This window comes from Stenotrophomonas sp. AB1(2024) (assembly GCF_037482345.1).
Taxonomy (GTDB): Bacteria; Pseudomonadota; Gammaproteobacteria; order Xanthomonadales; family Xanthomonadaceae; genus Stenotrophomonas.
The window spans coordinates 3623438-3647717 of record NZ_JBBHKO020000001.1 but is presented as its reverse complement, the minus strand read 5'-3'; the positions used below and the strand labels follow the sequence as shown (position 1 = coordinate 3647717).

Annotated in this window: 22 protein-coding genes, 1 tRNA gene and 2 pseudogenes; 10 read left to right on the top strand and 15 right to left on the bottom strand. The window is 65.7% G+C overall.

Features of this window, described 5'->3' with window-relative positions; translation table 11 throughout:
* Positions 1-17: 17 nt before the first annotated feature.
* The 8 genes and pseudogenes from WIX41_RS16355 to WIX41_RS16320 form a co-directional block, all read right to left on the bottom strand.
* Entirely contained in the window at positions 18-395 is a 378-nt protein-coding gene (locus WIX41_RS16355; protein ID WP_339449285.1) for a hypothetical protein, read from the bottom strand.
* A gap of 316 nt (positions 396-711) precedes the next feature.
* A complete protein-coding gene (locus WIX41_RS16350; RefSeq protein ID WP_339449283.1) occupies positions 712-1239 on the bottom strand; it encodes a DUF4468 domain-containing protein in 528 nt (175 codons plus the stop codon).
* A gap of 77 nt (positions 1240-1316) precedes the next feature.
* Positions 1317-1466: pseudogene (locus tag WIX41_RS16345) on the bottom strand (LysR family transcriptional regulator); the annotation flags it as partial.
* A 21-nt stretch (positions 1467-1487) separates the two neighbouring features.
* Complete coding sequence (locus WIX41_RS16340; protein WP_339449279.1) at positions 1488-2081, bottom strand: hypothetical protein; 594 nt, start codon at positions 2079-2081, stop codon at positions 1488-1490.
* A gap of 156 nt (positions 2082-2237) precedes the next feature.
* Positions 2238-3095 carry a type I restriction enzyme HsdR N-terminal domain-containing protein gene (locus WIX41_RS16335; protein ID WP_339449277.1) on the bottom strand — a complete coding sequence of 286 codons (858 nt, stop codon included), beginning with the start codon at positions 3093-3095 and terminating at the stop codon, positions 2238-2240.
* Between the two features lie 287 nt (positions 3096-3382).
* Positions 3383-3472, bottom strand: a tRNA-Ser gene (locus WIX41_RS16330).
* Between the two features lie 91 nt (positions 3473-3563).
* Positions 3564-3808: pseudogene (locus tag WIX41_RS16325) on the bottom strand (LysR family transcriptional regulator); the annotation flags it as partial.
* 953 nt (positions 3809-4761) lie between these two features.
* The gene (locus tag WIX41_RS16320) at positions 4762-5754 is read right to left on the bottom strand and encodes a LysR family transcriptional regulator (RefSeq protein ID WP_068854691.1); all 993 of its coding nucleotides are present in this window, start codon (positions 5752-5754) and stop codon (positions 4762-4764) included.
* 125 nt (positions 5755-5879) lie between these two features.
* Here WIX41_RS16320 and WIX41_RS16315 point away from each other — a divergent pair, with 125 nt between their 5' ends.
* A complete protein-coding gene (locus WIX41_RS16315) occupies positions 5880-6467 on the top strand; it encodes an FMN-dependent NADH-azoreductase (protein WP_339449269.1) in 588 nt (195 codons plus the stop codon).
* Positions 6468-6802: 335 nt separating this feature from the next.
* Here WIX41_RS16315 and serS read toward each other — a convergent pair whose 3' ends face one another.
* Positions 6803-8083, bottom strand: coding sequence for a serine--tRNA ligase (gene serS, locus WIX41_RS16310; RefSeq protein ID WP_339449267.1), 1281 nt, complete (start codon positions 8081-8083; stop codon positions 6803-6805).
* A gap of 115 nt (positions 8084-8198) precedes the next feature.
* On the opposite strand from serS, the gene WIX41_RS16305 reads away from it, so the two are divergent.
* Entirely contained in the window at positions 8199-8831 is a 633-nt protein-coding gene (locus WIX41_RS16305; RefSeq protein ID WP_339449265.1) for an energy transducer TonB, read from the top strand.
* 274 nt (positions 8832-9105) lie between these two features.
* Positions 9106-9684, top strand: coding sequence for an energy transducer TonB (locus WIX41_RS16300; RefSeq protein WP_339449263.1), 579 nt, complete (start codon positions 9106-9108; stop codon positions 9682-9684).
* A 118-nt stretch (positions 9685-9802) separates the two neighbouring features.
* Here WIX41_RS16300 and aroA read toward each other — a convergent pair whose 3' ends face one another.
* The 4 genes from aroA to WIX41_RS16280 all read right to left on the bottom strand — a co-directional run bounded on the left by aroA (position 9803) and on the right by WIX41_RS16280 (position 14399).
* Complete coding sequence (aroA, locus tag WIX41_RS16295; RefSeq protein WP_339449261.1) at positions 9803-11110, bottom strand: 3-phosphoshikimate 1-carboxyvinyltransferase; 1308 nt, start codon at positions 11108-11110, stop codon at positions 9803-9805.
* Positions 11111-11201: 91 nt separating this feature from the next.
* Positions 11202-12362: a prephenate dehydratase gene (pheA, locus tag WIX41_RS16290; protein ID WP_339449259.1), complete on the bottom strand. Its 1161-nt coding sequence runs from the start codon at positions 12360-12362 to the stop codon at positions 11202-11204.
* A gap of 53 nt (positions 12363-12415) precedes the next feature.
* Positions 12416-13501 (bottom strand): phosphoserine transaminase, encoded by a 1086-nt coding sequence (gene serC / locus WIX41_RS16285; RefSeq protein ID WP_339449257.1) that lies wholly within the window; start codon positions 13499-13501, stop codon positions 12416-12418.
* Between the two features lie 97 nt (positions 13502-13598).
* Entirely contained in the window at positions 13599-14399 is an 801-nt protein-coding gene (locus WIX41_RS16280; protein ID WP_339449255.1) for an FHA domain-containing protein, read from the bottom strand.
* Positions 14400-14487: 88 nt separating this feature from the next.
* Here WIX41_RS16280 and WIX41_RS16275 point away from each other — a divergent pair, with 88 nt between their 5' ends.
* The 3 genes from WIX41_RS16275 (at position 14488) to WIX41_RS16265 (ending at position 16670) form a co-directional block, all read left to right on the top strand.
* Entirely contained in the window at positions 14488-14763 is a 276-nt protein-coding gene (locus WIX41_RS16275) for a polyhydroxyalkanoic acid system family protein (RefSeq protein ID WP_339449253.1), read from the top strand.
* 87 nt (positions 14764-14850) lie between these two features.
* On the top strand, positions 14851-15342 hold the full coding sequence (locus tag WIX41_RS16270) for a phasin family protein (RefSeq protein WP_339449251.1): 492 nt from the start codon (positions 14851-14853) through the stop codon (positions 15340-15342).
* A gap of 278 nt (positions 15343-15620) precedes the next feature.
* On the top strand, positions 15621-16670 hold the full coding sequence (locus WIX41_RS16265; protein ID WP_339449249.1) for a restriction endonuclease: 1050 nt from the start codon (positions 15621-15623) through the stop codon (positions 16668-16670).
* A gap of 24 nt (positions 16671-16694) precedes the next feature.
* Here WIX41_RS16265 and hutC read toward each other — a convergent pair whose 3' ends face one another.
* Complete coding sequence (hutC, locus tag WIX41_RS16260; RefSeq protein WP_339449247.1) at positions 16695-17423, bottom strand: histidine utilization repressor; 729 nt, start codon at positions 17421-17423, stop codon at positions 16695-16697.
* On the bottom strand, positions 17420-18817 hold the full coding sequence (locus WIX41_RS16255; RefSeq protein WP_339449245.1) for a formimidoylglutamate deiminase: 1398 nt from the start codon (positions 18815-18817) through the stop codon (positions 17420-17422). Before WIX41_RS16255 ends, hutC begins: the two co-directional genes overlap by 4 nt.
* 63 nt (positions 18818-18880) lie before the next feature.
* Between WIX41_RS16255 and hutI the strand changes: the two genes are divergently transcribed.
* From hutI to hutU, 4 genes are read left to right on the top strand one after another with little or no spacing between them, the layout of a single operon-like run.
* Entirely contained in the window at positions 18881-20080 is a 1200-nt protein-coding gene (gene hutI, locus WIX41_RS16250; protein ID WP_339449243.1) for an imidazolonepropionase, read from the top strand.
* A gap of 23 nt (positions 20081-20103) precedes the next feature.
* Entirely contained in the window at positions 20104-21645 is a 1542-nt protein-coding gene (hutH, locus tag WIX41_RS16245) for a histidine ammonia-lyase (RefSeq protein WP_339449241.1), read from the top strand.
* A complete protein-coding gene (gene hutG, locus WIX41_RS16240) occupies positions 21642-22490 on the top strand; it encodes an N-formylglutamate deformylase (RefSeq protein ID WP_339449239.1) in 849 nt (282 codons plus the stop codon). The genes hutH and hutG overlap by 4 nt, the downstream gene beginning before the upstream one ends.
* Positions 22487-24154 (top strand): urocanate hydratase, encoded by a 1668-nt coding sequence (gene hutU / locus WIX41_RS16235; protein WP_339449237.1) that lies wholly within the window; start codon positions 22487-22489, stop codon positions 24152-24154. Before hutG ends, hutU begins: the two co-directional genes overlap by 4 nt.
* Positions 24155-24280: the final 126 nt, after the last annotated feature.

Below are 24280 nucleotides of genomic sequence, written 5' to 3'. Positions count from 1 at the left end.
CGCCCGTCGTCAGTCTTCTATCGTGCATGGCGGATTTTCTCCGTCTTCCCTGCCAGCCGACTGAGGGAATCGTAGGCCTCCAAATGAGAGCCATAGCCCATCATCAGCTTTTCAAGATCAAACGGGCTGGCCAGCCGCTGAAGGGCTCGCTGTTCGATGTCCTCAAGAGCGAACCTTGGCTTGGCACCTAAAGACGCTTGCGCGCGAATCAGTGCATGCCATTGCTCTCGAAGATCCTCGGATTTCCGCTGGTCTCCCCGCGCAGCCAGCAGATCCGCTTGGGCGAAGAGAGCACCGGCGACAACTTGAAGAACTTGCCTGTCTCTGTTGGACCGATGAACAAAGAACACGATCGAACCGATCACGAGAATCGCTAGCGGCAGATATCCTTCCATGGTGGCAGACTCCTTCCTGAGAACAGAGAACATTGTCTCAGCTGGGGCATTGGCGAACAATCGGTCGACGCGGGCGTGGAGCTCCTCCTACAGGACCGACGCTTTACTTGCTCTGCGCCAAGCACCGGTCCACCCGTTGCCGCATGGCCTCACCCAGCGTTATTCCTGCATTCCACGCGTCGTCGACCGGGCGCTCGGTGTTTGCTTCAGGGAAAGTAACACTTGAGCAGGAAATCAGTGGACCATTACGCAGGCGCGTCGCCTACGGATACAGAGACGACACGCGTTTCTTCCAGGCAGGTAGCCTTACCCCGTCTTACCAGTTGTCGTCCGCTTTGGCCTTGCCTAGAGCCGCTTGAATTCCCGGGCCGAACAAGAGCAGGGCTGCGCTGATTTTTTCGCGATCCTTCTTGCTATGGATTGGGCCATCATGCGCCGGGGTGGCGATGCCGCTACCATATGCAGCAGGCCATGTCAGGTTGATGTTTGAAAATGTGAGCCTGAATTTGTCATCTTTGGTATCGATGCGAAGCGTGAACCGGACTTTCCAATCGGGTTTGCCCATGCATTCGAATGCGCCTTTGCAGGGATACGCTATCAGTCCGTTACCAATCAGCGTCCCCTCATCCTTGTTTTCGTACTCCATGACTGCTTTCGCTGAACGGAAGTTCTCGGCGATCCAGACCTTTGCCGCGTCGTAAATCTGCGCCTTGTTGTAGCCGGGCACTTCAAAGACTTGTTCAACCGGCTTTTGAACTTCGGCAAGCTGCGCAGGCGTTGCGGCGTTGGCTGCCCCGGTGGCTACTGCAAAGAACGCGATGATGCTGACGATAAGGTGCTTCACAGTTTTCCCCTGTCCATGACTGCCGAGACAGCTTATCCAACTACCCGCCTGAGTGGCTAGTGGACGCGGGCCCGGTCGCACACCCCACCGCAGTCCAGGCGCGAGGACTCCAACTGCGGCAGCAGGTGTTCGGCAAGGAAGTCGATGAACACCCGCACTGCCGGCAGCAGGCCGCGGTGGGAGGCAAACACGGCGTGGCAGATGTCTTGCGGCAGCGACCCTCCCGGGGCAGTATCGGGTCGAGGCTCTTACCCGCCGTCTTGCCCCCAGCTGCGCCATCTGGATTTGTTAGCCGGGGTAGCAGGAGGCGGGTTGAGCGCGGGGGCAGAAGTCGGCTCTCTTGCTGCCGGAAGACTGGCCGGCGCGGGAGACTGAGGCTCTGAAGCAGGATCTTTTGGTGTGGCGGTCGAATTGGCGGGCACGTAGATGGCAACAGCTCGTCCCACCTTGCTGAACTGGGCGGCGGAGTACCCAACGCCGGTTCCGTAGGCCGAGTTTCCATAAGTATTCGCTGTGGCATAGCCGCTGTTAACGGAACCGGTGTATTGAGTACCTATTCCCTGTAGCAGGATTCCATTTGCGCCCAGCTCGGCGGCTTCGGCTTTCAGGCGATTCATGACTTTATTTATACGACTTTGTGCGGAAAATCCGTTTGCCCCCAAATCGGACGCTTCGAGCAGTGCCACAGTTTCATAGCCTGCAGGAGGCTCCAAATACACTTTGACCTGTTCTTCCGGAATTGGCGGCCGGGCGTTACCAACCAAAACCGAAGACGACGCGCATGCCGTTAACGCCAGCGCGGTGAACGCAAAAATCGTCGCCCGAATTGTTCTGACGTTCATTCCTTCCCCCTGGTAGTGTTCTTCCTGAGAATTTACTTTCCAACAGCACTCGAATTCCAACTCATCGCCGCTAGTTCACCTTGATGCAACCAAGCTGACGCTTGGTCACGGCTGACCGGCCAGCGGCCAGCGCTACCGAGCACAGGCGTATGCCTGCTATGCGTCGGAGAGTGTCCCACTTGCCACCTGTTGGGCAGCGGGCTTCTCCTGCTTTCCGACATTTGAACGAAGCGAATTCTTGGCGGCGCGCACAATCTTCTTGCGTGCCTCATCCGCCTTCTCACCCTCCATCACCTCTCGCTTCATAACCTCGTTAACCAGAACTTCCCTGATCTGATCCGCATCGATCCGCACATCCGGGGATACCCTGCGAAGCTCCCTTCGTATGACGTCCAGCACAGGTTGAGTCTGGAGCATCGCCCCTACAAAGAAGCGCGACAACGCCTGTCGCTGAATGTGATATTCGCCCAGCACAGAACGCTGCCAGCCCTCCTTGCACCAAAGGAAAAGCAAGTCTACATCCCCTTCGGAACGAGGGCTCAGCGCGCAGAAATCGATTTCCAGAACCAGTTCCTGATCTATCGGCTTGGCGAAAATAAGGTGATAGACACGCCAGACGATGCCATTGGTGAGCAACACCCAATCGACGCCTTGATTTGCCGCGTAGTCAATCGCCTGCTTCACGTGCTGATCCTTGAGGTCGAGCCCGATGGCCTTGACTTCGATCAGTGTCTGAAGCTGTCCCTCCGCCTTGATGGCAAGATCGCAATAGGTTCCTCGAATAGCATGCTCAGACGTGACATCTGAGTACTTGTCGTACCCGAATACATCAGCAAGCATGTCTTTGATGATCGTAACGGTATCGGCTTCGCCGACATCGCGAGCCTTTGCCGCAGCGAGTACAGGCTGATATCGCTTGATCCCTGCAACCAACCGCTCAGCGACCTTCTTTGGAACTGGCGCCATTTCCTTCCCCTGGATAATCTGCGTGTAGCTGACTGTAGCCCGGGTCATGAGCGCTTACAATCAGACTGTTTGCAGAACCCGTGCAACGCCCCGGAAGGGGCGTTCTCTTTCTGAGAGTGGGTCGGCGGCCCGGGATTGTTGGGCGCATCCACGCGCCCAACCCCTCCGCGCTGCTCCGGGGCCAGCCATTCGGCTGTCCGGATTCGCTCCGCGCCGCAGTGAATACGATGCGCCCGACCTTGAAACGCGTCGCCACGCGTCCGAAAACTGCCGCGCCACCACGTAGCATCTCCGCCAGATACGCAAAACGCCCCGAAAGGGGCGCTTTGCGTATCTGGCGGAGAGAGTGGGATTCGAACCCACGGAAGGTTTGACCCTTCGCCGGTTTTCAAGACCGGTGCCTTAAACCGCTCGGCCATCTCTCCGGAATGTCCCGCGCCGGCCGGGGCCGGGCGCGTATTCTCGCATGGTCGGCCGGGTTTGCCAAAGGCCGTCCCCGCCAACCCCGCCGGCGTTTCAGGCGTCAACCGCCAACGCGCCCAGCCCGCTGACCTGGATCTTCTCCTTGGCCCGCTCGCACGCCCAACCGCAGGCCAGCCGCCAGGCCTCCAGCTGCGGCGGCAGGTGCTCGGCCGGGAAGTCGTTGAGAACCCGGACTGCCGGCAGCAGGCCGCGGCGGGGAGAAACACGACGTGGCAGATGCCCTGCGGCAGCGACCATTCCGGCAGCACGACTCCCAGTTCGCCGCTGCGCACGGCATCTCAGGGTGGTTTTAAGCTGCAGCACTTGGGCCGCTAACGTCGGGCCCAGCTAACGGTGCAGGGCTCATCGGGTCACCAGTATGAACCCGGAGCGGCTTCGCGTGTATTCGCGGCGCGCACACGGCAGAGATGCTGCCGCGCATTTCAATCGCGCACGCGAGTCGGCATGGTCCCGCCTGCCACAGTAAAGGGTGTCCAGGTTGTGGGCGCGCGATGGTGGGCACGCCGTTAGCGACACTGCAAGGAAAGAATTCAAGGCAATCGGGTCCGTGGATCGCCTTTAAGTTGGTGCGACTACGTCGCTCAAATGCCTTTGATTGCAAGTGATTCCAGATGGAATGGATTGGATGATAGAGAACACCAATCGATGATGGATCGATTGCTTGACGTAGGGCACGGATTTGAATCCGAGGCGCAGGAAAAGTCGGCTCTCCAATCCAACAAGGTGCAAGATGATGAAGTTTCTACCCTATCTATTACTGACCTCTTCCTTTGCAGTGAGTGCGAGTGACGTTACCTCCTACCGGGATCGGACTGAAATGGACTCTCTGGGCAACCGGCTCGTGGTCAGGACGAGTTCAATGGTGAGTCCGAGTGGTGACGTGACGTACGTGGAGCAGCGCTTGGATCAAATCGATGAAACGACTTACGTCTACGATCACAACGCGCAGACCGAAGCGACAAAGAGATTCCATGAAGAGTTTTGCGCCCAACGTGGTCTGTTGCCGTCCATCGATGGGGAATCCATTCTCTCTGGACCGGCCGCGGTATCTGGATGGAGCTGTCACCTATCCAAAGATCGGCTAGACGAGCGCTCCGCGACCTGATGGTGCCGGACCATTTGCGCGGAGACCGGTCGTCAGACTACGTCATCACCAGAGCACCTTCAGGCTCCGCAGCCTCCGGAGCGAACTTCCAACTCTACGGAACTGTCCATGCCATCCCGGCCGGCCTCAGCCGGCGTCCACCGCCAGCGCACCCAGGGCGCTGGCCCGGATCTTTTCCTTGGCGCGCTCGCACGCCCCACCACAGTCCAGGCGCGAGGCCTCCAGCTGCGGCGGCAGGTGCTCGGCCAGGAAGTCGATGAATACCCGCACCGCCGGCAGCAGGCCGCGGCGCGAGGCGAACACGGCGTGGCAGATGCCCTGCGGCAGCGACCATTCGGGCAGCACCACTTCCAGTTCGCCGCTGCGCACGGCGTCGGCGCAGACGGTTTCGGGCAGCATGGTGATGCCGAAGCCGTCCTTGACCATGCTCTGCAGCAACGGGAAATCGAAGCCGGCCACACGCGGCTGCAGGTCGACGCGGCGAACGGCGCCTTCCGGGCCGTGCAGCTCCCAGCGCTGACGGGCTTCGTCTTCACTGATGCTCAGGGTGACGTGGTTGGCCAGTTCGTCCGGATCTTTCGGGCGGCCGGCACGGTCCAGGTATTTCGGGCTGGCTACCAGCAGTTCCTGCACCTGGCCGAAGCTGCGCATCACCAGGCTGCCGTCATCGTCCAGCCGCGAGCGCACGCGCAGCGCGACGTCATAGCCTTCGTTGATGATGTCGACGCGGCGGTTGCTGATGTTCAGCTGCAGGCGCACTTTGGGGTACTGCGCCAGGAACTTCGGCAGCAGTTTGGGCAACTGCATCTGCGCCAGGGAGACCGGCACGCTGGCACGGACCAGGCCCCGTGGCTCGGCGCTCAGGCGGTCCACCACTTCGCGGGCGGCCTGCGCCTCGGCCAACATTGTCTGGGCGTGGCGATGCACGCTGGTGCCAACGTCGGTGACGGCAAATCTGCGCGTGGAGCGTTGCAGCAGGCGCACGCCCAGGTCGGTTTCCAGCTGGCTGATGCGGCGGCTCAGGCGGGATTTGGGGATGCCCAGGGCGCGTTCGGCCGCGGCAAAGCCGCCGTGGTCCACCACCATGGCAAAGTAGTACAGGTCGTTGAGGTCGTGCATACCGAAGTTCCAGATATAGAACAATACGTGGTATTCAACCACCTTTATCCCAGCGGCGCAACAACCTAACCTGTTTTCCGTCGGCGGCGCCTTGCCCGCCCCTCCCCCGGATACAGGTGATTGCCATGAAGCTTCTTCACATTGATGCCAGCGTGCTGGGCGACAACTCGGTCTCCCGCCAGCTGTCGGCGGCCGTGGTCGCGCGCTTTAATGAGACCGTCGAGAACCTCGACGTAAGCTACCGCGATTTCGATCGTAATCCCATTCCCCATTTGAGTAGTGGTTCGCTGGCCCAGGTCGATGCGGCCGAAGCGACCGATGCCGAAGCGGTGATGCAGCAGTTCCTGGCGGCGGATGTGATTGTCATCGGCGCGCCGATGTACAACTTCAGCATTCCCTCGACGCTGAAGGCCTGGATTGACCGCGTGGCAGTGGCCGGGCGCACCTTCAAGTACACCGAGAACGGCCCGGTGGGCCTGGCCGGTGGCAAGCGGGTGATCATCGCCAGCTCGCGCGGCGGTATCTACACCGATTCGCCGGCTGACTTCCAGGAACCGTTCCTGCGCCAGGTGTTTGCCTTCATGGGCATCACCAACGTGGAGTTCGTGCGTGCCGAAGGTATTGCCTACTCGCCGAAGCACCGCGAAGAGGCGATTGCCGCCGCGCTGGCGAGCCTGCCGGCTGCGGAATTCGAAGAGCTGGCCGAAGCCTGAGTGTTCCAGGGCAGGCGTTGAGTCCTCGTCGGACGCCCTGCCCGGGCCGGAGTTCCCCTCCCCCTTCCGGCCCACTCGGCGGCCCCGCATCTGCGGGGCCGCTTCTTTTCTGGTGCAGCCACGCAGGGCGTGGCTCTACGGTGGTGGGTTGCCCCTTGCTGGTGCAGCCACGCAGGACGTGGCTCTACGGTGGTGGGTTGCCCCTTGCTGGTGCAGCCACGCAGGGCGTGGCTCTACGGTGGTGGGTTGCCCCTTGGGGGTAGAGCCACGCCCTGCGTGGCTGCGCAGATTCCGGCAACACGTACAAAAAACCCGCCTTTCGGCGGATTCTTTGATTACGCGATGGTGTCCAGGCCGCCCATGTAGGGCTTGAGCGCATCGGGCACGGTGATGCTGCCGTCGGCGTTCTGGTAGTTCTCCATCACCGCGATCATCGCGCGGCCCACGGCTACGCCCGAGCCGTTGAGGGTGTGCAGCAGTTCGGGCTTGCCGGTTTCGGCGTTGCGCCAGCGGGCCTGCATGCGGCGGGCCTGGAAGTCGCCGCAGTTGGAGCAGGAGGAGATTTCGCGGTAGGTGTCCTGCGAGGGCAACCACACTTCCAGGTCGTAGGTCTTCACCGCCGAGAAGCCCATGTCGCCGGTGCACAGCAGCACCTTGCGGTACGGCAGGCCCAGCTTTTCCAGCACCACTTCGGCGCAGCGGGTCATGCGCTGGTGTTCGCTCTCGCTGTCGGCCGGGGCGCACACGGTGACCAGCTCGACCTTCTCGAACTGGTGCTGGCGGATCATGCCGCGCACGTCGCGACCACCACTGCCGGCTTCGGCGCGGAAGCACAGCGAGTGGGCGGTCATGCTCAGCGGCAGGCGCTCGGCGTCGACGATCTCATCGCGCACGATGTTGGTCAGCGACACTTCAGAGGTCGGAATCAGGTAGCGGGTGGATTCGCCGACGGCCGTCTTGAACAGGTCGTCTTCGAACTTCGGCAGCTGGCTGGTGCCGCGCAGCGATTCGGGATTGACCAGAACCGGTACGTTGGTTTCCTGGTAGCCATGCTCTCCGGTGTGCAGGTCGAGCATGAACTGCGCGAGCGCGCGGTGCAGGCGCGCGACCGGGCCACGCAACACGGTGAAGCGCGAACCCGACAGCTTGGCGCCAGCTTCGCCGTCCAGGCCCTGGTTGCGGGCACCGAGCTCGACGTGGTCCAGCACCGGGAAGTCGAAGCGGCGCGGGGTGCCCCAGCGCTTCTGTTCGACGTTCTCCGATTCGTCCTTGCCGTACGGAACATCTTCTGCCGGTACGTTCGGGATGCCCATCGCGATGGTTTCGATCTTTTCGCGAAGCTCGTCAAGGGCCACTTCCGAGGCCTTCAGCTCATCGGCGAAGGCGGCCACCTCGGCCATGATCGCCGAGACGTCTTCACCCTTGGCCTTGGCCTGGCCGATGGCCTTGGAGCGGCTGTTGCGCAGGCTCTGCAGCTCCTGGGTGCGGATCTGGATGCGCTTGCGGTCCGCTTCCAGCGACTCCAGCCCGGAGACGTCCAGCTCGAAACCGCGCGAGGCGCGCAGGCGTTCGGCAAGTTCGGCGGGGTGTTGGCGGAGCAGGGCTGGATCAAGCATGGCGTTTGGACGGTAGCTGCGGGTCTGGAAGGGGATTATCGCCTGTAATCGCCTTTTCTGCCGCCCGGTTCATTCCCGGCGTGGCAGAATCGGGGAGTTCACCATGGTATGGCTCATGTCCGCTTCCCGTTCCTCGTCTGGCAAGAACATCACCTTCCAGCTGCCCCGCCGCAGCCTCATGATCGCCGGGATCGCCTTCGGCGTGGGCGTGCTGCTGTTCCTTGCGGTGTGGCTGGGCAACCGCAACAACGACTTCTACAAGGCCGGCCCCGCCCAGACCCCGCAAGCGGTGGCCGAGGTAGAACCCCTGCCCGAGCCCCTGCCCGCTGCAGCCGGCTCCAGCGACATGCCCGATGCCAAGCCACTGCCGGTGGCGGAAGAGAAGCCGCAGCTGGTCGAAACCACTCCGCCACCGGCGCCCGCCGCCCCGGCCGCGGCCGCGCCGGAATCGGCCCCGGTGGCCCTGGCTGCCGGCGACCGCCCGCAGCCGATCGCTGGCCAGTCGCCGCCGCCGACCTACCCGCCGGCCGCCCTGCGCAATGGCGTGGAAGGCAGCGTGGTGGTGCGCGTGGATGTCGATGCGACCGGTTATCCGATGAACGTCACCATCATCCAGCGCAGTGGCTCGCGTGACCTGGATCGGGCCGCGTCCGACGCCGTGCGTCGTTGGCGGTTCCAGCCGGCGCAGAGCAATGGGGTTGCGGTGCCGGGAAGCATCGAAGTCCCGTTTGATTTCAAAGCGCAATGAAATTGCGCGGGTAGGTACCCACCCGTGGTGGGTACACATTTGAAACAAACGCCGTAGGTCGCCCACCGTTGGTGGGCACACATTTGAAAAACGCGGGTAGATGCCCACCGTGGGTGGGCATTCCGTTTGAAGGCGGCGTCAGCCCCGCGTAAAGGTTCGGCTCATCATGCTGAACCTCGGCGGGAATGCAGTCATCGCGTTGACGGATCGGTGACACACCTGCAACCCACCTCAGGCAAGACTGGCGTCGTCAACTCGACACCAGGAGTCCGCCATGAGTGTTACCCATGCACACGAGATCCCTACGTCGCCGCAGCAGCAGCGCGACATCACTGATGCACCGGGCCACCGCCGTCATACGTCCCCGCTGCTGTGGATCGCGCTGATTGTGGCGATGTTCGCTGCTGCGCTGGTGTGGTTGCGCTACGCCAATCCCGATGAGAGCGCCAGCGCGCCGGTCGGCGAGCGCATGCTGCCGGCCACCGAAACCCCGGTTGCTGCGACGCCGGCGCCGGCCAACCGTGAAGCCACGCGTGCAACCACGCAGCGCCGTGCAGCTCCCGCTGTCCGCGACCGCGATGCACGCCCGCTGGGCAGCAACGCCAAGCCGGTGTATCCGCGCACTGCGCTGCGCAGTGGCGTGGAAGGCAGCGTGATTGCCAGCCTCAACGTGGACCCGCGTGGCCAGGTTACCGACGCCAGCATCGTGCAGCGTACCGGCAGCCGTGACCGCGACCTGGATCGCGCGGTGCTGAGCACCGTACGCAATTGGAAGTTCGAGCCGGCGAGGCATGACGGTCGCGCGGTGGCCAGTGTGGTGCGCGTGCCGGTGGATTTCCGTACGGAACGGTAACTGCCCGATCGAAAAAGGCGAGGGAGCCAGGAGCCGACCGGTGGGTCGGCTCTTTTTTTCTTCGGGCCTGTGCGCAGCCACGCAGGGCGTGGCTCTACCGGGGATTTACCCGAGCGGGTCAGGCGAGGTTGAAGCCTGCGTTGCGGGCGATGCCGTCGAAGTTGGGGAACGAGGTGGCAACGTTGGCGATGTCGTTGATGCGCACGTCGCCGCTGCTGAGCTGGCCGGCGATGGCGAAGGCCATCGCGATACGGTGATCGCCGTGGCTTTCGATGGTGCCGCCGCCCAATGTGTGGCCGCCGTGGATGGTGGCGCCGTCTTCGGTTTCGTCCACCTGCACGCCGAGGCTGCGCAGGCCGGTAGCCATGGCGGCGAGGCGGTCCGATTCCTTGACCCGCAGTTCGGCGGCGCCGCGCACGACCGTGTTGCCCTGGGCCGCCGCCGCCGCAACGAACAGCGCCGGGAACTCGTCGATCATGTCCGGCACCAGCGCTTCGGGAATCTCGGCGCCGTGCAGCGGCGCATGGCGCACAACAAGGTCGGCGACGGCCTCCCCGCCCTGCTCTGCGTGATTCTCCTCGCCGATGTCAGCTCCCATCAGACGCAGCGCGGCCAGCAGGCCGGTGCGGCGCGGGTTGAGGCCTACCTGGCGCAGGGTGAGCACCGATCCCGGAATGATGCTGGCAGCAACAAGGAAGAACGCGGCCGAGGAAAAATCGGCCGGCACCGCGATGTCGGTCGCGCGCAGGCGCTGGCCGCCGCGCAGGCGGGCCTTGCCGGGTGAGAACGCAATCTCAACGCCGAACGCACGCAGCATGCGCTCGCTGTAGTCGCGGGTCGGGTGCGGTTCGGTCACCACGGTTTCGCCCTGCGCATACAGGCCGGCAAGCAGCACCGCCGATTTGACCTGTGCACTGGCCACCGGCGAAGAAAAGTCGATGCCGTGCAGCGGTTGCCCGCCATGCACGTGCAACGGCGGGGTGCCGTCGGCCTCGGTGTCGATCTTCGCGCCCATCTGCGCCAACGGGCCGGTCACCCGGCGCATCGGACGCCGCGACAGCGATTCATCGCCCACCATGACCGAATCGAACGGCTGCGCGGCGAGCAGGCCGGCCAGCAGGCGCATGCCGGTGCCGGCGTTGCCGCAATCCAGCGGGCCACTCGGCGCCTGCAGGCCGTCCACGCCCACGCCGTGGACGATGCGCTGCGACGGCGAGGGGGTGTCGATGCGCACGCCAAGCTGGGAGAAGATCGCGGCGGTGGCGCGGGTGTCCTCGCCTTCCAGGAAACCCTCGATGTGCGAAACGCCATCGGCCAGGGCGGCGAACATCACCGCACGGTGCGAGACGGACTTGTCGCCGGGAATGGTCAGGCTGCCCTGCAGGGGCTGGCCCTTGCGGGCGGTCCAGGAAGCGGAAGCGGTCATCGGTGAATCCTGTAGAAAGCCGCCCGCGAAGGCAGCGATGGTGCGGAATGACGGTAAGCGGCGCCGCGCGCAGTGCGGTGGCGCCGGGGTCTCAGGGCACGGCCACCGGGTAGGAGCCCAGCACCTTGATCTGCGCCGAATGGGCCTTCAGTTCGGCCAACGCGGCCTGCATGGTCGCATCGTCGATGTGGCCAGCCAGGTCGATGAAGAAGCCGTATTCCCACTTGGCGTTGTGCGAGGGGCGCGATTCGATGCGGTTCATGCTGATGCCATGCCGCGCGAACGGGCTGAGCACGTCGAACAGCGCACCCGGCTTGTCGTGGATGAACACCAGCACCGAGGTGCGGTCGTGGCCGGAGGTCGGGAAGAACTGGCGGCCCACCACCAGGAACCGGGTGGTGTTGTCGGCATCGTTCTGGATCGGCTTGGTGACGACCTTCTTCAGGCCGTACACGTGCCCGGCGCTCTCGCCGCCAATGGCGGCGGCATCGTCGGCATTGCGGGCGCGGCGCGCGCCTTCGGCATTGCTCGACACCGGGATCTTTTCGGCCTTGGGCAGGTTCGCGCGCAGCCACGAGGAGGTCTGCATGAACGATTGCGGGTGGCCATACACGCGTTCGACATCTTCCAGCCGGCCGCTGCGCGACATCAGGTACTGCTGCACGCGCAGCTCGACCTCACCACAGATCTTCAGGTTGGAGGTGAGGAACATGTCCAGGGTGATCTGGATGGTGCCCTGCCCCGAGTTTTCCACCGGCACCACGCCGAAATCGGCGTTGCCCGCTTCCACTTCCTGGAACACTTCTTCGATGCTGGCCAGCGGCAGGCCCAGCGCCGAGCGGCCGAAGTGCTTGAGCACGGCCTGCTGGCTGAAGGTGCCTTCCGGGCCGAGATAGCCGATCTTCAGCGGCTCCTGCTGGGCCAGGCAGGCCGACATGATCTCGCGGAACACATGCACCAGCACTTCATCGCTGAGCGGGCCTTCATTGCGGTCCACCACCATGCGCAGCACCTGGGCCTCGCGTTCGGGGCGGTAGTAATCCACGGCGGCGGCAAGCTTGCCCTTGGCCTTGCCGACCTGGTGGGCGAACTGCGCGCGCTCGGCGATCAGCGCCTGGATGCTGCGGTCGATGTGGTCGATCTTGGCGCGCACATCCGACAGCACCGGGGCGGCGACGGCAGGTACGGCGTCGGCCTTGGTCTTGGCGGATTTGGCGGCGGGTGCCTTGGGATTGGCGGGTTTGGTGGCCATCAGGGGTATCCAGTTGCAGTGGGGCGGCGGGCGCCCCGGTAAATTCGGAAGCGTCAGCCGTTGCGCTGCTGGAAATCGCGCATGAAGGCGGTCAGCGCGTGTGCGCCCTCCACCGGCAACGCGTTGTACAGCGAGGCGCGGATACCGCCGACGGCCTTGTGGCCCTTCAGCGCCAGCAGCCCGGCGGCCTTGGACTCGCTGACGAAGCGCGCGGTGAGCGTGTCGTCGGGCAGGAAGAACGGGATGTTCATGCGCGAACGTGCAGCCGGCACCACCTCGTTGCGGTAGAAGCCGCCGGAGGCATCGATGGCGCCATAGACCAGCGCCGACTTGGCCGCGTTGCGGCGGGCGAATTCTTCCACCCCACCCTCAGCCAGCATCCACTGGAACACCAGCCCGGCCAGGTACCAGTTCCAGGTCGGCGGGGTATTGAGCATCGAGTCGCGGGCGACGTGCGAGCGGTAATCGAAGATGTCCGCGCGCGGCTGGCCGCTGCGCTCGAGCAGGTCGCGGCGCACGATCACCACCGACACGCCAACCGGGCCCAGGTTCTTCTGCGCACCGGCGTAGATCAGCCCATAGCGCGAGACATCCAGGGGTTCGCTGGCGATGGACGAGCTGAAATCGGCGAACAACGGCGTGTTGCCGACCTCCGGGGTGTCACGGAACTCCACGCCATGGATGGTTTCGTTGGCGGTGATGTGCACATAGGCGGCATCGTCGGACAGCTGCCACTGGCTGCGCGGGGGGATGTCGTGGAAACCACCGGCCTCGCTGCTGGCAGCCACGTTGACCCGCACGTAGGGGCTGACCTGCTTGATCGCGGTCTTGCCCCAGTGCCCGGTGAGCACGTAATCCGCGGTCTGGCCGGGGGCGGCGAAGTTCAGCGCGAGCAGGGCCTGCTGGGTGGTCGCCCCGCCGGCCAGGAACATCACCGCGTAGTCGTCCGGTACGCCGAGCAGGCGGCGCAGGTCCGCTTCGGCCTGGGCGGCAACGGCCATGAACTCCGGGCCGCGGTGGCTCATTTCAACAATGGAGGCGCCAGCGCCGTTCCATTCCAACATTTCTTCCTGCGCCTGGCGCAGGACCGATTCCGGCAGGGTTGCAGGGCCGGCACTGAAATTGAACGCGCGCGTCATGTCACACCTATGGGGCAAGACCCCTAGTATGCCGCAGCGCACCAGCCTTTAGGCCTTGCAGGACAAGGCAAAATTGGTTGCGTTTGAATCTATCGCCTCAGCGCGCGCCGAACCACAGAAGTAGACTGATCAGGCCTGCCAGCAACAAGGCGCTGCCGAGCAGCCACGGCCAGCGACTCACCCGCTTGGGCGTGGGCTGGGTTTCCACCGGCGTAGGCAGGTCCAGCAGCGCGTCTTCTTCATCGCTGACCACGCGTTTGCGCCCGTCGTGCGGCACTTCCAGCACGAACCGGTGCTGGGCGTCGAACACCAGCTGGTCGCCGGGCTGCAGCCAGCAGTGGCGAACGCTGACGCCGTTGACCCGGGTCGACTCACCCGCGCCCAGATCACGCAGCAGCAGGCGTTCGCCGTGACGTTCCAGGCGCGCGTGCTGTTCGGCGAAGGCCGGATCGTCGATGACGATGTCCGAGTCAGCCCCGCGGCCGATCACGCGTGGGCGGTCCACGGTGAAACTGCGCCCGTGGTGCTGCCCACCGACACCGCGTAGCAGACGCTGATCCTCGCCGCTGTCGTCGCTGCGCGACGGGGCGTGGTTGAGGGCATAGCATTCGCCCTGGATCAGCATTTCCACGCCATCGGCGTAGACCGCGTCACCGGCGCGCAGCAGCGCCATGCGCCGCACCGGCCGGCCGTTGACATGGATGCCGCGCATGCCGGTGGCAACCTGCAGCCACAGGCCGCGATCGTCCAGGCAGAACTGGGCCAGCAGCAGGGTGCCGGCCGCGTCGCCGCCAAGGCGGACGCTGCCCGAGGCATGGCGCACGATGCGCTGTACCCCCGGCTTCAACGGCTGGTCGGGGTGTTGGCGGTGAGTGAAGTGAACAAGCAGGTTCTGCACGCGGCGCAGCCTAGCAGGTTGGATGTCAGGGAAGATAGAACTGTGCACAATGCACGCCCCTTTCCGCTACCGCCCGCCAGGAGCCCGCATGTCCCGCATCGATATCCACCACGCCCACGCCCAGCCCGATGACGCGGCCCGCAAGGTGATCGAAGATATGACGGCAAGCCTCAAGCAGAAGTTCGGTGTAAAGGCCGACTGGGTGGACAATGCACTGAAGTTCAGCGGGTCCGGCGTTGAGGGCCTGATCGAGCTGTTGCCTGGCAAGGTACATGTCGCGGCCGAGCTGGGATTCCCGGTTTCCATGATGAAGAGTCTGGTGGAGGGCGAAATCCGCCGCGTGTTGCAGGAAAAGCTCGCCTGAACCGCCGGCGCGGCGGCGGCAAGCCATCACGCCGCGCAATCGAAGCGCTGGGTAGGATCGGGGGGTGGCCACTCACAGGATCGCCCCATGAACGCACACGACGACGATGACCGCACCCCGGGCGACAAGCCCTCGCTGCAGGACCAGGCCGAGCGCTTCTCACGGAAGCTGACCGATTCGGCCCAGCAGATCTGGCTGGCCGGTGTGGGCGTGTTCGCACGCGCCCAGGCTGAGGGCACCCGCGTGTTCGACGATCTCGTGAAAGAAGGCGAGGCAGTCGATGCGCGCAACCGCGAGCAGGCCGGCGGCACCCCGCGTTGGCGCGACAATGTCGAAGAGCACCTGGGCGAGGCACGCGAAAAGGCCACCGGTACCTGGGACAAGGTCGAAAAGGCCTTTGACGACCAGGTCCAGGGCGTGCTCAAACGCCTGCATATCCCCACGGCCGAGGACGTGGCCGCGCTCAACGCGCGGATCGATGCCCTGAACGCGCGGGTCAACCGTGCTGAAGCCCGCAATGCCTCGCCGAACGCAGACCCGCGCCCGGGTACCCATCAGTCCCCCGGTTCTGACCCCTGACCGGCGACCACACCGCCCTGTACTGCGATTGTTGCAAAGCAGCACAACTTTGTTGACAATCCAGACCGACCCGCCAATTGCTTCTGCGCCGTTTGTTCCCTCCCCTCACGGCTAAGGATTGGCGGGTTTTTCGTATCTGCGATTTGACCAACCGAAACTGAGACTTCTGTCACCAACGACGGCACGTACAGGGCCATACAAACGAAAACGACATCCCGCAGACAGGCGCGGGCGCATATAAACTGTCGTCTGCACTTCCGTGTTCATCTCTAGGCCTCATGTTCTCCTGGATTCTGGCTCTTCTGCTGGCCCTCGTTGTCTGGTCCCTCGCCGCTGCCTACTTCTGGCTGGTGAAACGCCGCCGCAAGGAGACCCGACTGGGACTCAACGCCTTGGCCGGCATGCACTGGCGGGACTTCTCCGAAATCGTCCGGCGCGCCCTGCGCGAGCAGCGCGGGCTGCAGGACGTGACCGGCGAGGCCGATGACAGCCGTGAGCCCAGCAGCGACTTCCTCATGAAGGATGCCCAACACCAGCGGTTCCTGGTGTCCTGCAAGCATGGGCGCGCCTACCGGATCGGTACGGCCGCGGTGAACGAGCTGGGTGCTGCAGCGCGGTTGGCCGGCGCCCGCGGCGGCATCCTCATTACCGAAGGCGTGGTCGAGCGCGACGGCCGCGCCGCCGCCGACAAGCAGAGCGTGGAAGTGCTGGACGGAACCCTGCTGTGGCCAATACTGCAACCCTACCTGGCCGGTGACGTGGAAGCCCGGGTCAAGCACGAGGCCCGCCGCGAAGCCGTGCGGCGTATCTCGATCGCCGCGCTCGGCTCGTTGACGCTGGGCCTGCTGGTGGGCATGGGGTACCTGACCTCACGCCTGGACCAGACCGCGCGCGCGTCGGTGGATGCTCCCGTTGCAGCTGCCCAGGCACCGGCGCCGGCCCCAATGGTGGCCTCCCCGCAGGCCGCCCCCGCACCATCGCAACTGCCCGGCCCCGGGCCGGCTGCAGCGGATGCGCTCCGCCCTGCCCCGCGCAGCACCGACCCGAATCACGTCCTCGGCACGGTGGCCGATCCCGATGCGGCCACGCTGGCCCGCTACCAACGTGAGCTGGCGACGCTGCTGGGCCAGCAGAATGGCGTGCTCAGCGCGTTCTGGCAGACCCGCCAGACACTGGCGATCAACCGTTCGGCCGAGATCGACGAGGTCTGGCCGCAGATCTGCAGCCAGGTCAAACGCTACCCGGCGCTGCGCACGGTGCGCATCCAGCTCAATCCGCGCATCGGCACCGACGAGCCGGTGCGGTGGCGCCAGTGCGCCACCTCGTAACAGGTTGCCGGGCGGGGCCCGGCACTACCGCGCGCCGGGCGCGAACCGGGCGATCAGGTCCCAGGCATCGCCCAGGAACACCTGCCGCACGCAGGTGATGGGTTGTTCGCCGCGCCAGGTGAGGCGGTCGATCACCAGGCACGCAGTGCCCAGCGGCACTTCCAGCAGTGCGGCAGCAGCGGCATCGGCACCCCAGGCACTGATGCGGTGCTGGGCACGGGTCCACGACACGTTCTGCAGCAGCCAGCTGCCCGGTGCGGTCGTGTCGAAATCGATCTCCAGCACCTCGGGTACTCCGACGGGGCTGATCAACCGGTGCTCCAGTGCCAGCGGCTTGCCATCGGCCCGGTGCAGGCAGCGGATGGCCAGCAGCTTCTCGCCGCCAGACAGCGCCACTTCCTCGTCGACCTGCGCGTTCGGGACCCGATAGGCGCGATCGAGCAGCTGGTAACCGTACACGTGGCCCCGCGCGCCCACCGCCATGGCGATATCCGGAATCTCCAGCGCCACCTGCTCCAGGTGCGGCGGCTGGCGCGCCACGAACGACCCGGCGCGGCGGCGACGTTCGATCATGCCGCTCTCGGCCAGCGCAGTCAGCACCTTGTTGACCGTCATCCGCGAGCAGCCATACAGCTCCATCAGCTCGTGCTCATAGGGAATGCGAAACCCCGGGGCCCACTCCCCACTCAGGATGCGGCTCTCGAGGTCGACGCGGATGCGCTGGTTGAGGGTTGCCGCTTTCTTGCCCGTCACTCGGGAATCCTGGAATGGGGTCGGTCGAGCACGCCGCGAAGGGCTTGCGCAAATCGCGCTGCCACGGCATCGCGCTGCAGGTGGCGACCGTGCCGGACCAGCTCGCGCCCCCCGCGCCACACCGACCGGACGGCGCCATTACGGGCGGCGAACACCCAGCTGTCAAGCCAGGCATCGCCCTGGCGGGCGATCAGCGCGGGGTGTTGGGGATCCAGTTCCACGACATCGGCGGGCGCGCCGGGCACCAGGCCAGTACGTACCCCCAACGCCTGCGCCGCACCGTGCAGCGATTGCTCGAACAGCCAGCGGCCGCTGGAAACGGCTTCCTGCGGGGCCAGCACATTGCGCCCACGAAGTTGCAGGCGTTGCCCATATTCGAGCAGGCGCAGCTCCTCGGCCGCATCGATCAGCACGTTGGAATCCGACCCCACCCCGAACCGGCCGCCGCCGCGCGCGAATGCCTGCATCGGGAAGAGCCCGTCGCCCAGGTTCGCTTCGGTGATCGGGCACAACCCGACCACCGCGCGGCTGGCCAGCATGCGCTGCACCTCGTCGGCATCCACATGGGTGGCATGCACCAGGCACCAGTGTTCATCAACCGCCGCATGTTCGTAGAGCCAGCGCACCGGGCGCAGCCCGCTCCAGGCCACGCACGCATCTACCTCACGGGTCTGTTCGGCGATATGGATGTGTACTGGCCCGCTGTTGAGCGGCAGCAGCGCCGCCAGCTCCTCGCCGGTCACGGCGCGCAGGCTGTGCGGCGCGATGCCCAGCACCGCGTCGTCCTGCCCGCGCAGCGCCCGACGGCAGCCATCGAGCAGCGCGGCGAACCCGTCCACGTCATGCAGCAGCCGGCGCTGGGCCGGGTTCGGCGGTGCACCACCGAAATCGGCGTGCGCGTAGAACACCGGCAGCAGGGTCAGGCCGATGCCACTGCCCTGCGCTGCCGCGGCGATGCGCGCGGCCATTTCCGCGCGGTCCGCATACGGCGTGCCCGCCGGATCATGGTGCAGGTAGTGGAACTCGCCGACACGGGTAAAGCCCGATTCGAGCATCTCCACGTACGCCTGTTCGGCAATGGCCTGCACCGCGTCGGGCTGCAGGTGGGCCAGGAACCGGTACATCAGTTCGCGCCAGCTCCAGAAACTGTCGCCGCTGCGCCCGCCGATTTCGGTCAGGCCGGCCATGCCGCGCTGGAAGGCGTGGCTGTGCAGGTTGCCCAGCCCGGGCAGCACGATCGCCAGCGGGGTGTCGCCGGGCTGCGCGGGCACGCCTGCCGTCACCGACTGCAGCGTGCCGCCGGCGCAGACGATGCGCACATCGCGCGCCCAGCCCTGCGGCAACAGGGCGTGTTCGGCATGGAAAGCGAGGGCGGAAGCGGGGTTGGCTGGCATAACTGGACATCCCGGAAGTGGCGCCTATATTGTATAGACATATAAGCCGCCGTGGTTGCTGCCATGCACTGTGACACCCTCTGGACCCATGCCCACCTGATCACCGTCGATGGCCCCGGCCTGGGCGTGATCCGTGATGGGGTGATCGCCGCCAGCGAAGGCCGCATCGTGCATGTCGGGCCCGCCGGTTCCGACGCGCACCTGCAGCCGGCCCGGCGTGTGGACTGCGGGGGGCGCTGGATCAGCCCGGGCCTGGTCGACTGCCACACCCACCTGGTCTACGCCGGCAACCGCGCCAATGAATTCGAGCAGCGCCTGCAGGGCGTGAGCTATGCCGACATCGCCCGCGCCGGCGGCGGCATCGTCGCCACCGTGCGCGCCACCCGCGCCGCCAGCGAAGCCGAACTGCTCGCCGCCAGCCTGCCGCGGCTGGACGCGATGCTGGCCGAAGGACTTACCACCGTCGAAATCAAATCCGGCTACGGCCTCACTCCGGAAGATGAAACCAAGCAGCTGCGCGTGGCCCGCGAACTGGCGCGGCAGCGTGCGGTCGAGGTCGTGCCTACCTTCCTTGGCGCGCATGCAGTGCCACCGGGGCGACAGGCACAGGAATACATCGACGAGGTGTGCAACGTGATGATCCCGGCGGTGGCCGCGCAAGGGCTGGCCGAAGCGGTCGATGTGTTCTGCGAGAACATCGCCTTCAGCACCGCACAGGCCGAACAGGTGTTCGTGGCCGCGCAGGCACACGGATTGGCGGTGAAGATCCACGCCGAACAGCTCAGCAACCAGCATGGCGCCGCATTGGCCGCACGGCATGGCGCGCTGTCGGCCGACCATATCGAACACCTTGATGCCGACGGCATCGCCGCGATGCGTGCGGCCGGCACCGTGGCGGTACTGCTGCCCGGCGCGTTCTACTTCACCCGCGACACCACCCTGCCCCCGATCGAGGCGCTGCGCGCGGCCGGCGTGCCGCTGGCGCTGGCCACCGACAGCAATCCCGGCACTTCGCCACTGACCAGCCCGCTGCTGGCCATGAACATGGCCGCCACGCTGTTCCGCATGACCGTGGAGGAGTGCATTGCCGGCTTCACCCGTGAAGCGGCGCGTGCGCTGGGCCGGCAGTCGCGCATCGGCCGCCTGGCGGTCGGCCTGGACTGCAATCTTGCCGTGTGGGACATCGAGGCGCCTGCCGACCTTGTCTACCGCATGGGCTTCAACCCCCTGCACGCGCGCGTGATGCGCGGCGCATCCGTCTGAACCTTGAGATGTCTGGAGATTCCATGAGCACTACCCTGACCCTGCAGCCCGGTGCGGTGACGCTCGCCCAGTGGCGCGCGATCTTCGACGGCGCGCAGGTCCGCCTGGACCCGGCGTCGGCCGCGGCCGTACAGCGCAGCGCGCAGACCGTGGCCGACATCGTGGCCAAGGGCGAGCCGGTGTACGGCATCAACACCGGCTTCGGCAAGCTGGCCAGCGTGCGCATCGAGCGCGAGGACCTGGAAACCCTGCAACGCAATATCGTGCTGTCGCACGCGGCCGGCGTCGGTGAGCCGATGCCCGCTTCCGTAGTGCGGCTGATGATGGCGCTCAAGCTGACCAGCCTGGCCCAGGGCGCCTCGGGCATCCGCCCGGAAACGCTGGCGTTGCTGGAAGCCTTCCTGCAGCACGACCTGGTGCCCGTGATTCCGTGCCAGGGCTCGGTGGGCGCTTCGGGCGACCTGGCGCCGCTGTCGCACCTGGCCAGCGTGATGATCGGTGTTGGCGAAGCATTCGTCGGCGGTGCACGCCTGCCGGCCGCCGATGCACTGGCGCGGTTCGGCCTGGCACCGCTGGTGCTGGGTGCCAAGGAAGGCCTGGCCCTGCTCAACGGCACCCAGTACTCCACCGCCTATGCATTGGCCGGCCTGTTCGAGATCACCACGGTGTTCCAGGCCGCGCTGGTCACCGGCGCGCTGTCGGTGGAAGCGGCCAAGGGCTCGGACACCCCGTTCGATCCGCGCATCCACCAGATCCGCGGCCAGCGTGGCCAGATCGCCACCGCCGCCGCGCTGCGCACGCTGATGCAGGGTTCGGCGATCCGCGAATCACATCGCGACAACGACGTGCGCGTACAGGACCCGTACTGCCTGCGCTGCCAGCCGCAGGTGATGGGCGCGGCCTTCGATGTGATGCGCCAGGCGGCCACTACGCTGGCGATCGAAGCCAATGGTGTGTCCGACAACCCGCTGGTGTTCACCGACACCAACGAGGCGCTGTCGGGCGGCAACTTCCACGCCGAACCGGTGGCGTTCGCCGCCGACATGCTGGCGATGGCGGTGTGCGAAATCGGTTCGATCAGCGAACGCCGCACTGCCATGCTCGTCGACCCGGCACTGTCGGGCCTGCCGGCGTTCCTGACCCCGAAGCCGGGCCTGAACTCCGGTTTCATGATTCCGCAGGTGACCGCCGCCGCGCTGGTCTCGGAGAACAAGCAGCGCGCCTATCCGGCCAGCGTGGACTCGATTCCCACCTCAGCCAACCAGGAAGACCACGTTTCCATGGCCGCGCACGGCGCACGCCGGCTGCTGCAGATGGCCGAGAACGCGGCCAACGTGGTGGGCATCGAACTGTTGGCGGCTGCGCAGGGCTGCGACTTCCACGGCGGCCTGCGTTCCAGCGATGCACTGGAAGCCGTGCGTCAGCGCCTGCGTGCACAGGTGCCGACGCTGCAGGACGACCGCTACTTCCACCCGGACATGCTGGCCGCCACCGCACTGGTGCGCAGCGGCGCGCTGGCCGAAGGCCTGGCCGGGATCCTGCCGCAGGTGGAACCGCTGGCATGAACACCCGTCCAGAGTGGCTGCAGGTGCACGAGGGTGACGCGCCGCTGATCGTCAGCTTCCCGCACACCGGCAGCGAGCTGCCCGACGCGCTGGTCAATGATTTCGTGTCGCCGTGGCTGGCACGGCGGGATGCCGACTGGTGGGTGCACGATCTGTATGACTTCGCCCAGCGCATCGGCGCCACCACGGTGCGGTCGGCGATCTCGCGTTCGGTGATCGACCTCAACCGCGACCCCAGCGGGGTGTCGCTGTATCCCGGGCAGAACACCACCGGGCTGTGCCCGCTGACCACCTTCGACAACCAACCGCTGTACCACCCTGGCCGCGAGCCGGACGCCGATGCGATCGCGCAGCGCCGCGACACGTATTTCGCGCCCTATCACGACGCCCTGGGTGCGCAGATTGCACGCCTGCGCCAACGTCATGGCACGGTGGTGGTGTACGACGCCCATTCGATCCGCTCGCACATCCCCCACCTGTTCGATGGCGAGCTGCCGCAGTTCAACCTCGGCACCGCCGGCCCGTCCGGTGCGCCGGACACGTCCTGCGACAACGCGCTCAGCGATGTCGTCGAGAACCTGTGCCGGATCAGCGGCCTGCCCCACGTGCGCAACGGCCGCTTCAAGGGCGGCTGGATCACCCGCCATTACAGCGACATTGCCAGTGGCGTGCACAGCCTGCAGATGGAGCTGGCCTGCCGCGGCTACATGCACGAACCGGAGCTTGTCGACATGCACAGCTGGCCCACCCCGCTCGACCCCGACCACGCCGCGCCGCTGCGCCACACGCTGCAGCAGGTGCTCACCGCCTGCCTTGAATTCGCGAACTCCCGGAGTGCTGCATGAGCCGTCACGATTCCACCCGCACCATCATCGCCCCCACCGGCAGCACGCTCACCGCCAAAAGCTGGCTGACCGAAGCGCCGCTGCGCATGCTGATGAACAACCTGCACCCGGACGTGGCCGAGCGCCCGCAGGAGCTGGTGGTGTACGGCGGCATCGGCCGCGCCGCGCGCGACTGGGAAAGCTATGACGCGATCATCGAGACCCTCACCCGCCTGGAAGACGACCAGACCCTGCTGGTGCAGTCGGGCAAGCCGGTGGGCGTGTTCCGCACCCATGTCGATGCACCGCGCGTGCTGATCGCCAATTCCAACCTGGTGCCGCGCTGGGCCAACTGGGACCACTTCAACGAACTGGATAAGAAGGGGCTGGCCATGTACGGCCAGATGACCGCCGGCAGCTGGATCTACATCGGCGCGCAGGGCATCGTGCAGGGCACCTACGAAACCTTCGTGGAAATGGGCCGCCAGCATTACAACGGCAGCCTGGCGGGCAAGTGGTTGTTCACCGGCGGCCTGGGTGGCATGGGCGGCGCGCAGCCGCTGGCCGCGGTGATGGCCGGGGCCTCGTGCCTGGCGGTGGAATGCCGCAAGAGCAGCATCGAGATGCGCCTGCGCACCGGCTACCTGGACACCTGGACCGACAATCTGGATGAAGCGCTGCGCCTGATCGAGGAATCGTGCACGGCGAAAAAGCCGCTGTCGGTCGGCCTGCTCGGCAATGTCGCCGACGTGCTGGACGAACTGCTGGTGCGCGGGGTCAAGCCGGACCTGCTGACCGACCAGACCTCCGCGCACGACCCGGTCAACGGCTACCTGCCGCAGGACTGGACGGTGGAGCAATGGGACGAACAGCGCGTGACCGCGCCGAAGGTGGTGGAGAAAGCTGCGCGCGCGTCGATGGCCAACCACGTCCAGGCCATGCTCGCCTTCCATGCGCTGGGCGTGCCAACCGTGGATTACGGCAACAACCTGCGCCAGATGGCGCTGGAAGAAGGCGTGGAAAACGCGTTCGATTTCCCCGGCTTCGTGCCGGCCTACATCCGCCCGCTGTTCTGCCGTGGTATCGGCCCGTTCCGCTGGGCCGCGCTGAGCGGCGATCCGCAGGACATCGCCAAGACCGATGCCAAGGTCAAGGAGCTGATTCCGGACAACCCGCACCTGCACCGCTGGCTGGACATGGCCGCCGAGAAGATCAAGTTCCAGGGGCTGCCGGCACGCATCTGCTGGGTGGGACTGGGCGACCGCGACCGCTTGGGGCTGGCGTTCAACGAGATGGTCGCCAATGGCGAGCTGAAGGCCCCGGTGGTGATTGGTCGCGATCACCTGGACAGCGGCAGCGTGGCCTCGCCCAACCGCGAAACCGAAGCGATGGCCGACGGTTCGGATGCGGTCTCGGACTGGCCGCTGCTCAACGCCCTGCTCAACACCGCCAGTGGCGCGACGTGGGTTTCGCTGCACCACGGCGGCGGCGTGGGCATGGGCTTCTCGCAGCACGCCGGCATGGTGATCGTGTGCGACGGCACCGAGGCGGCAGCCAAGCGCATCGCGCGCGTGCTGTGGAACGACCCGGCCACCGGGGTGATGCGGCATGCGGATGCGGGATATGAGATCGCGATTGAGTGTGCCAAAGAGAAGGGATTGGATCTGCCGGGGATTCTTCGCTGATCCAGCCACGATCGCCGTGAACCGAGGTAGCGCCGGCCGTTGGCCGGCCCAGGCGGTGCTTGGGCCGGCCAACAGCCGGCGCTACCGATCAGCGCGCCGCCATACGCGGCCGCCGGGTGACGGAAT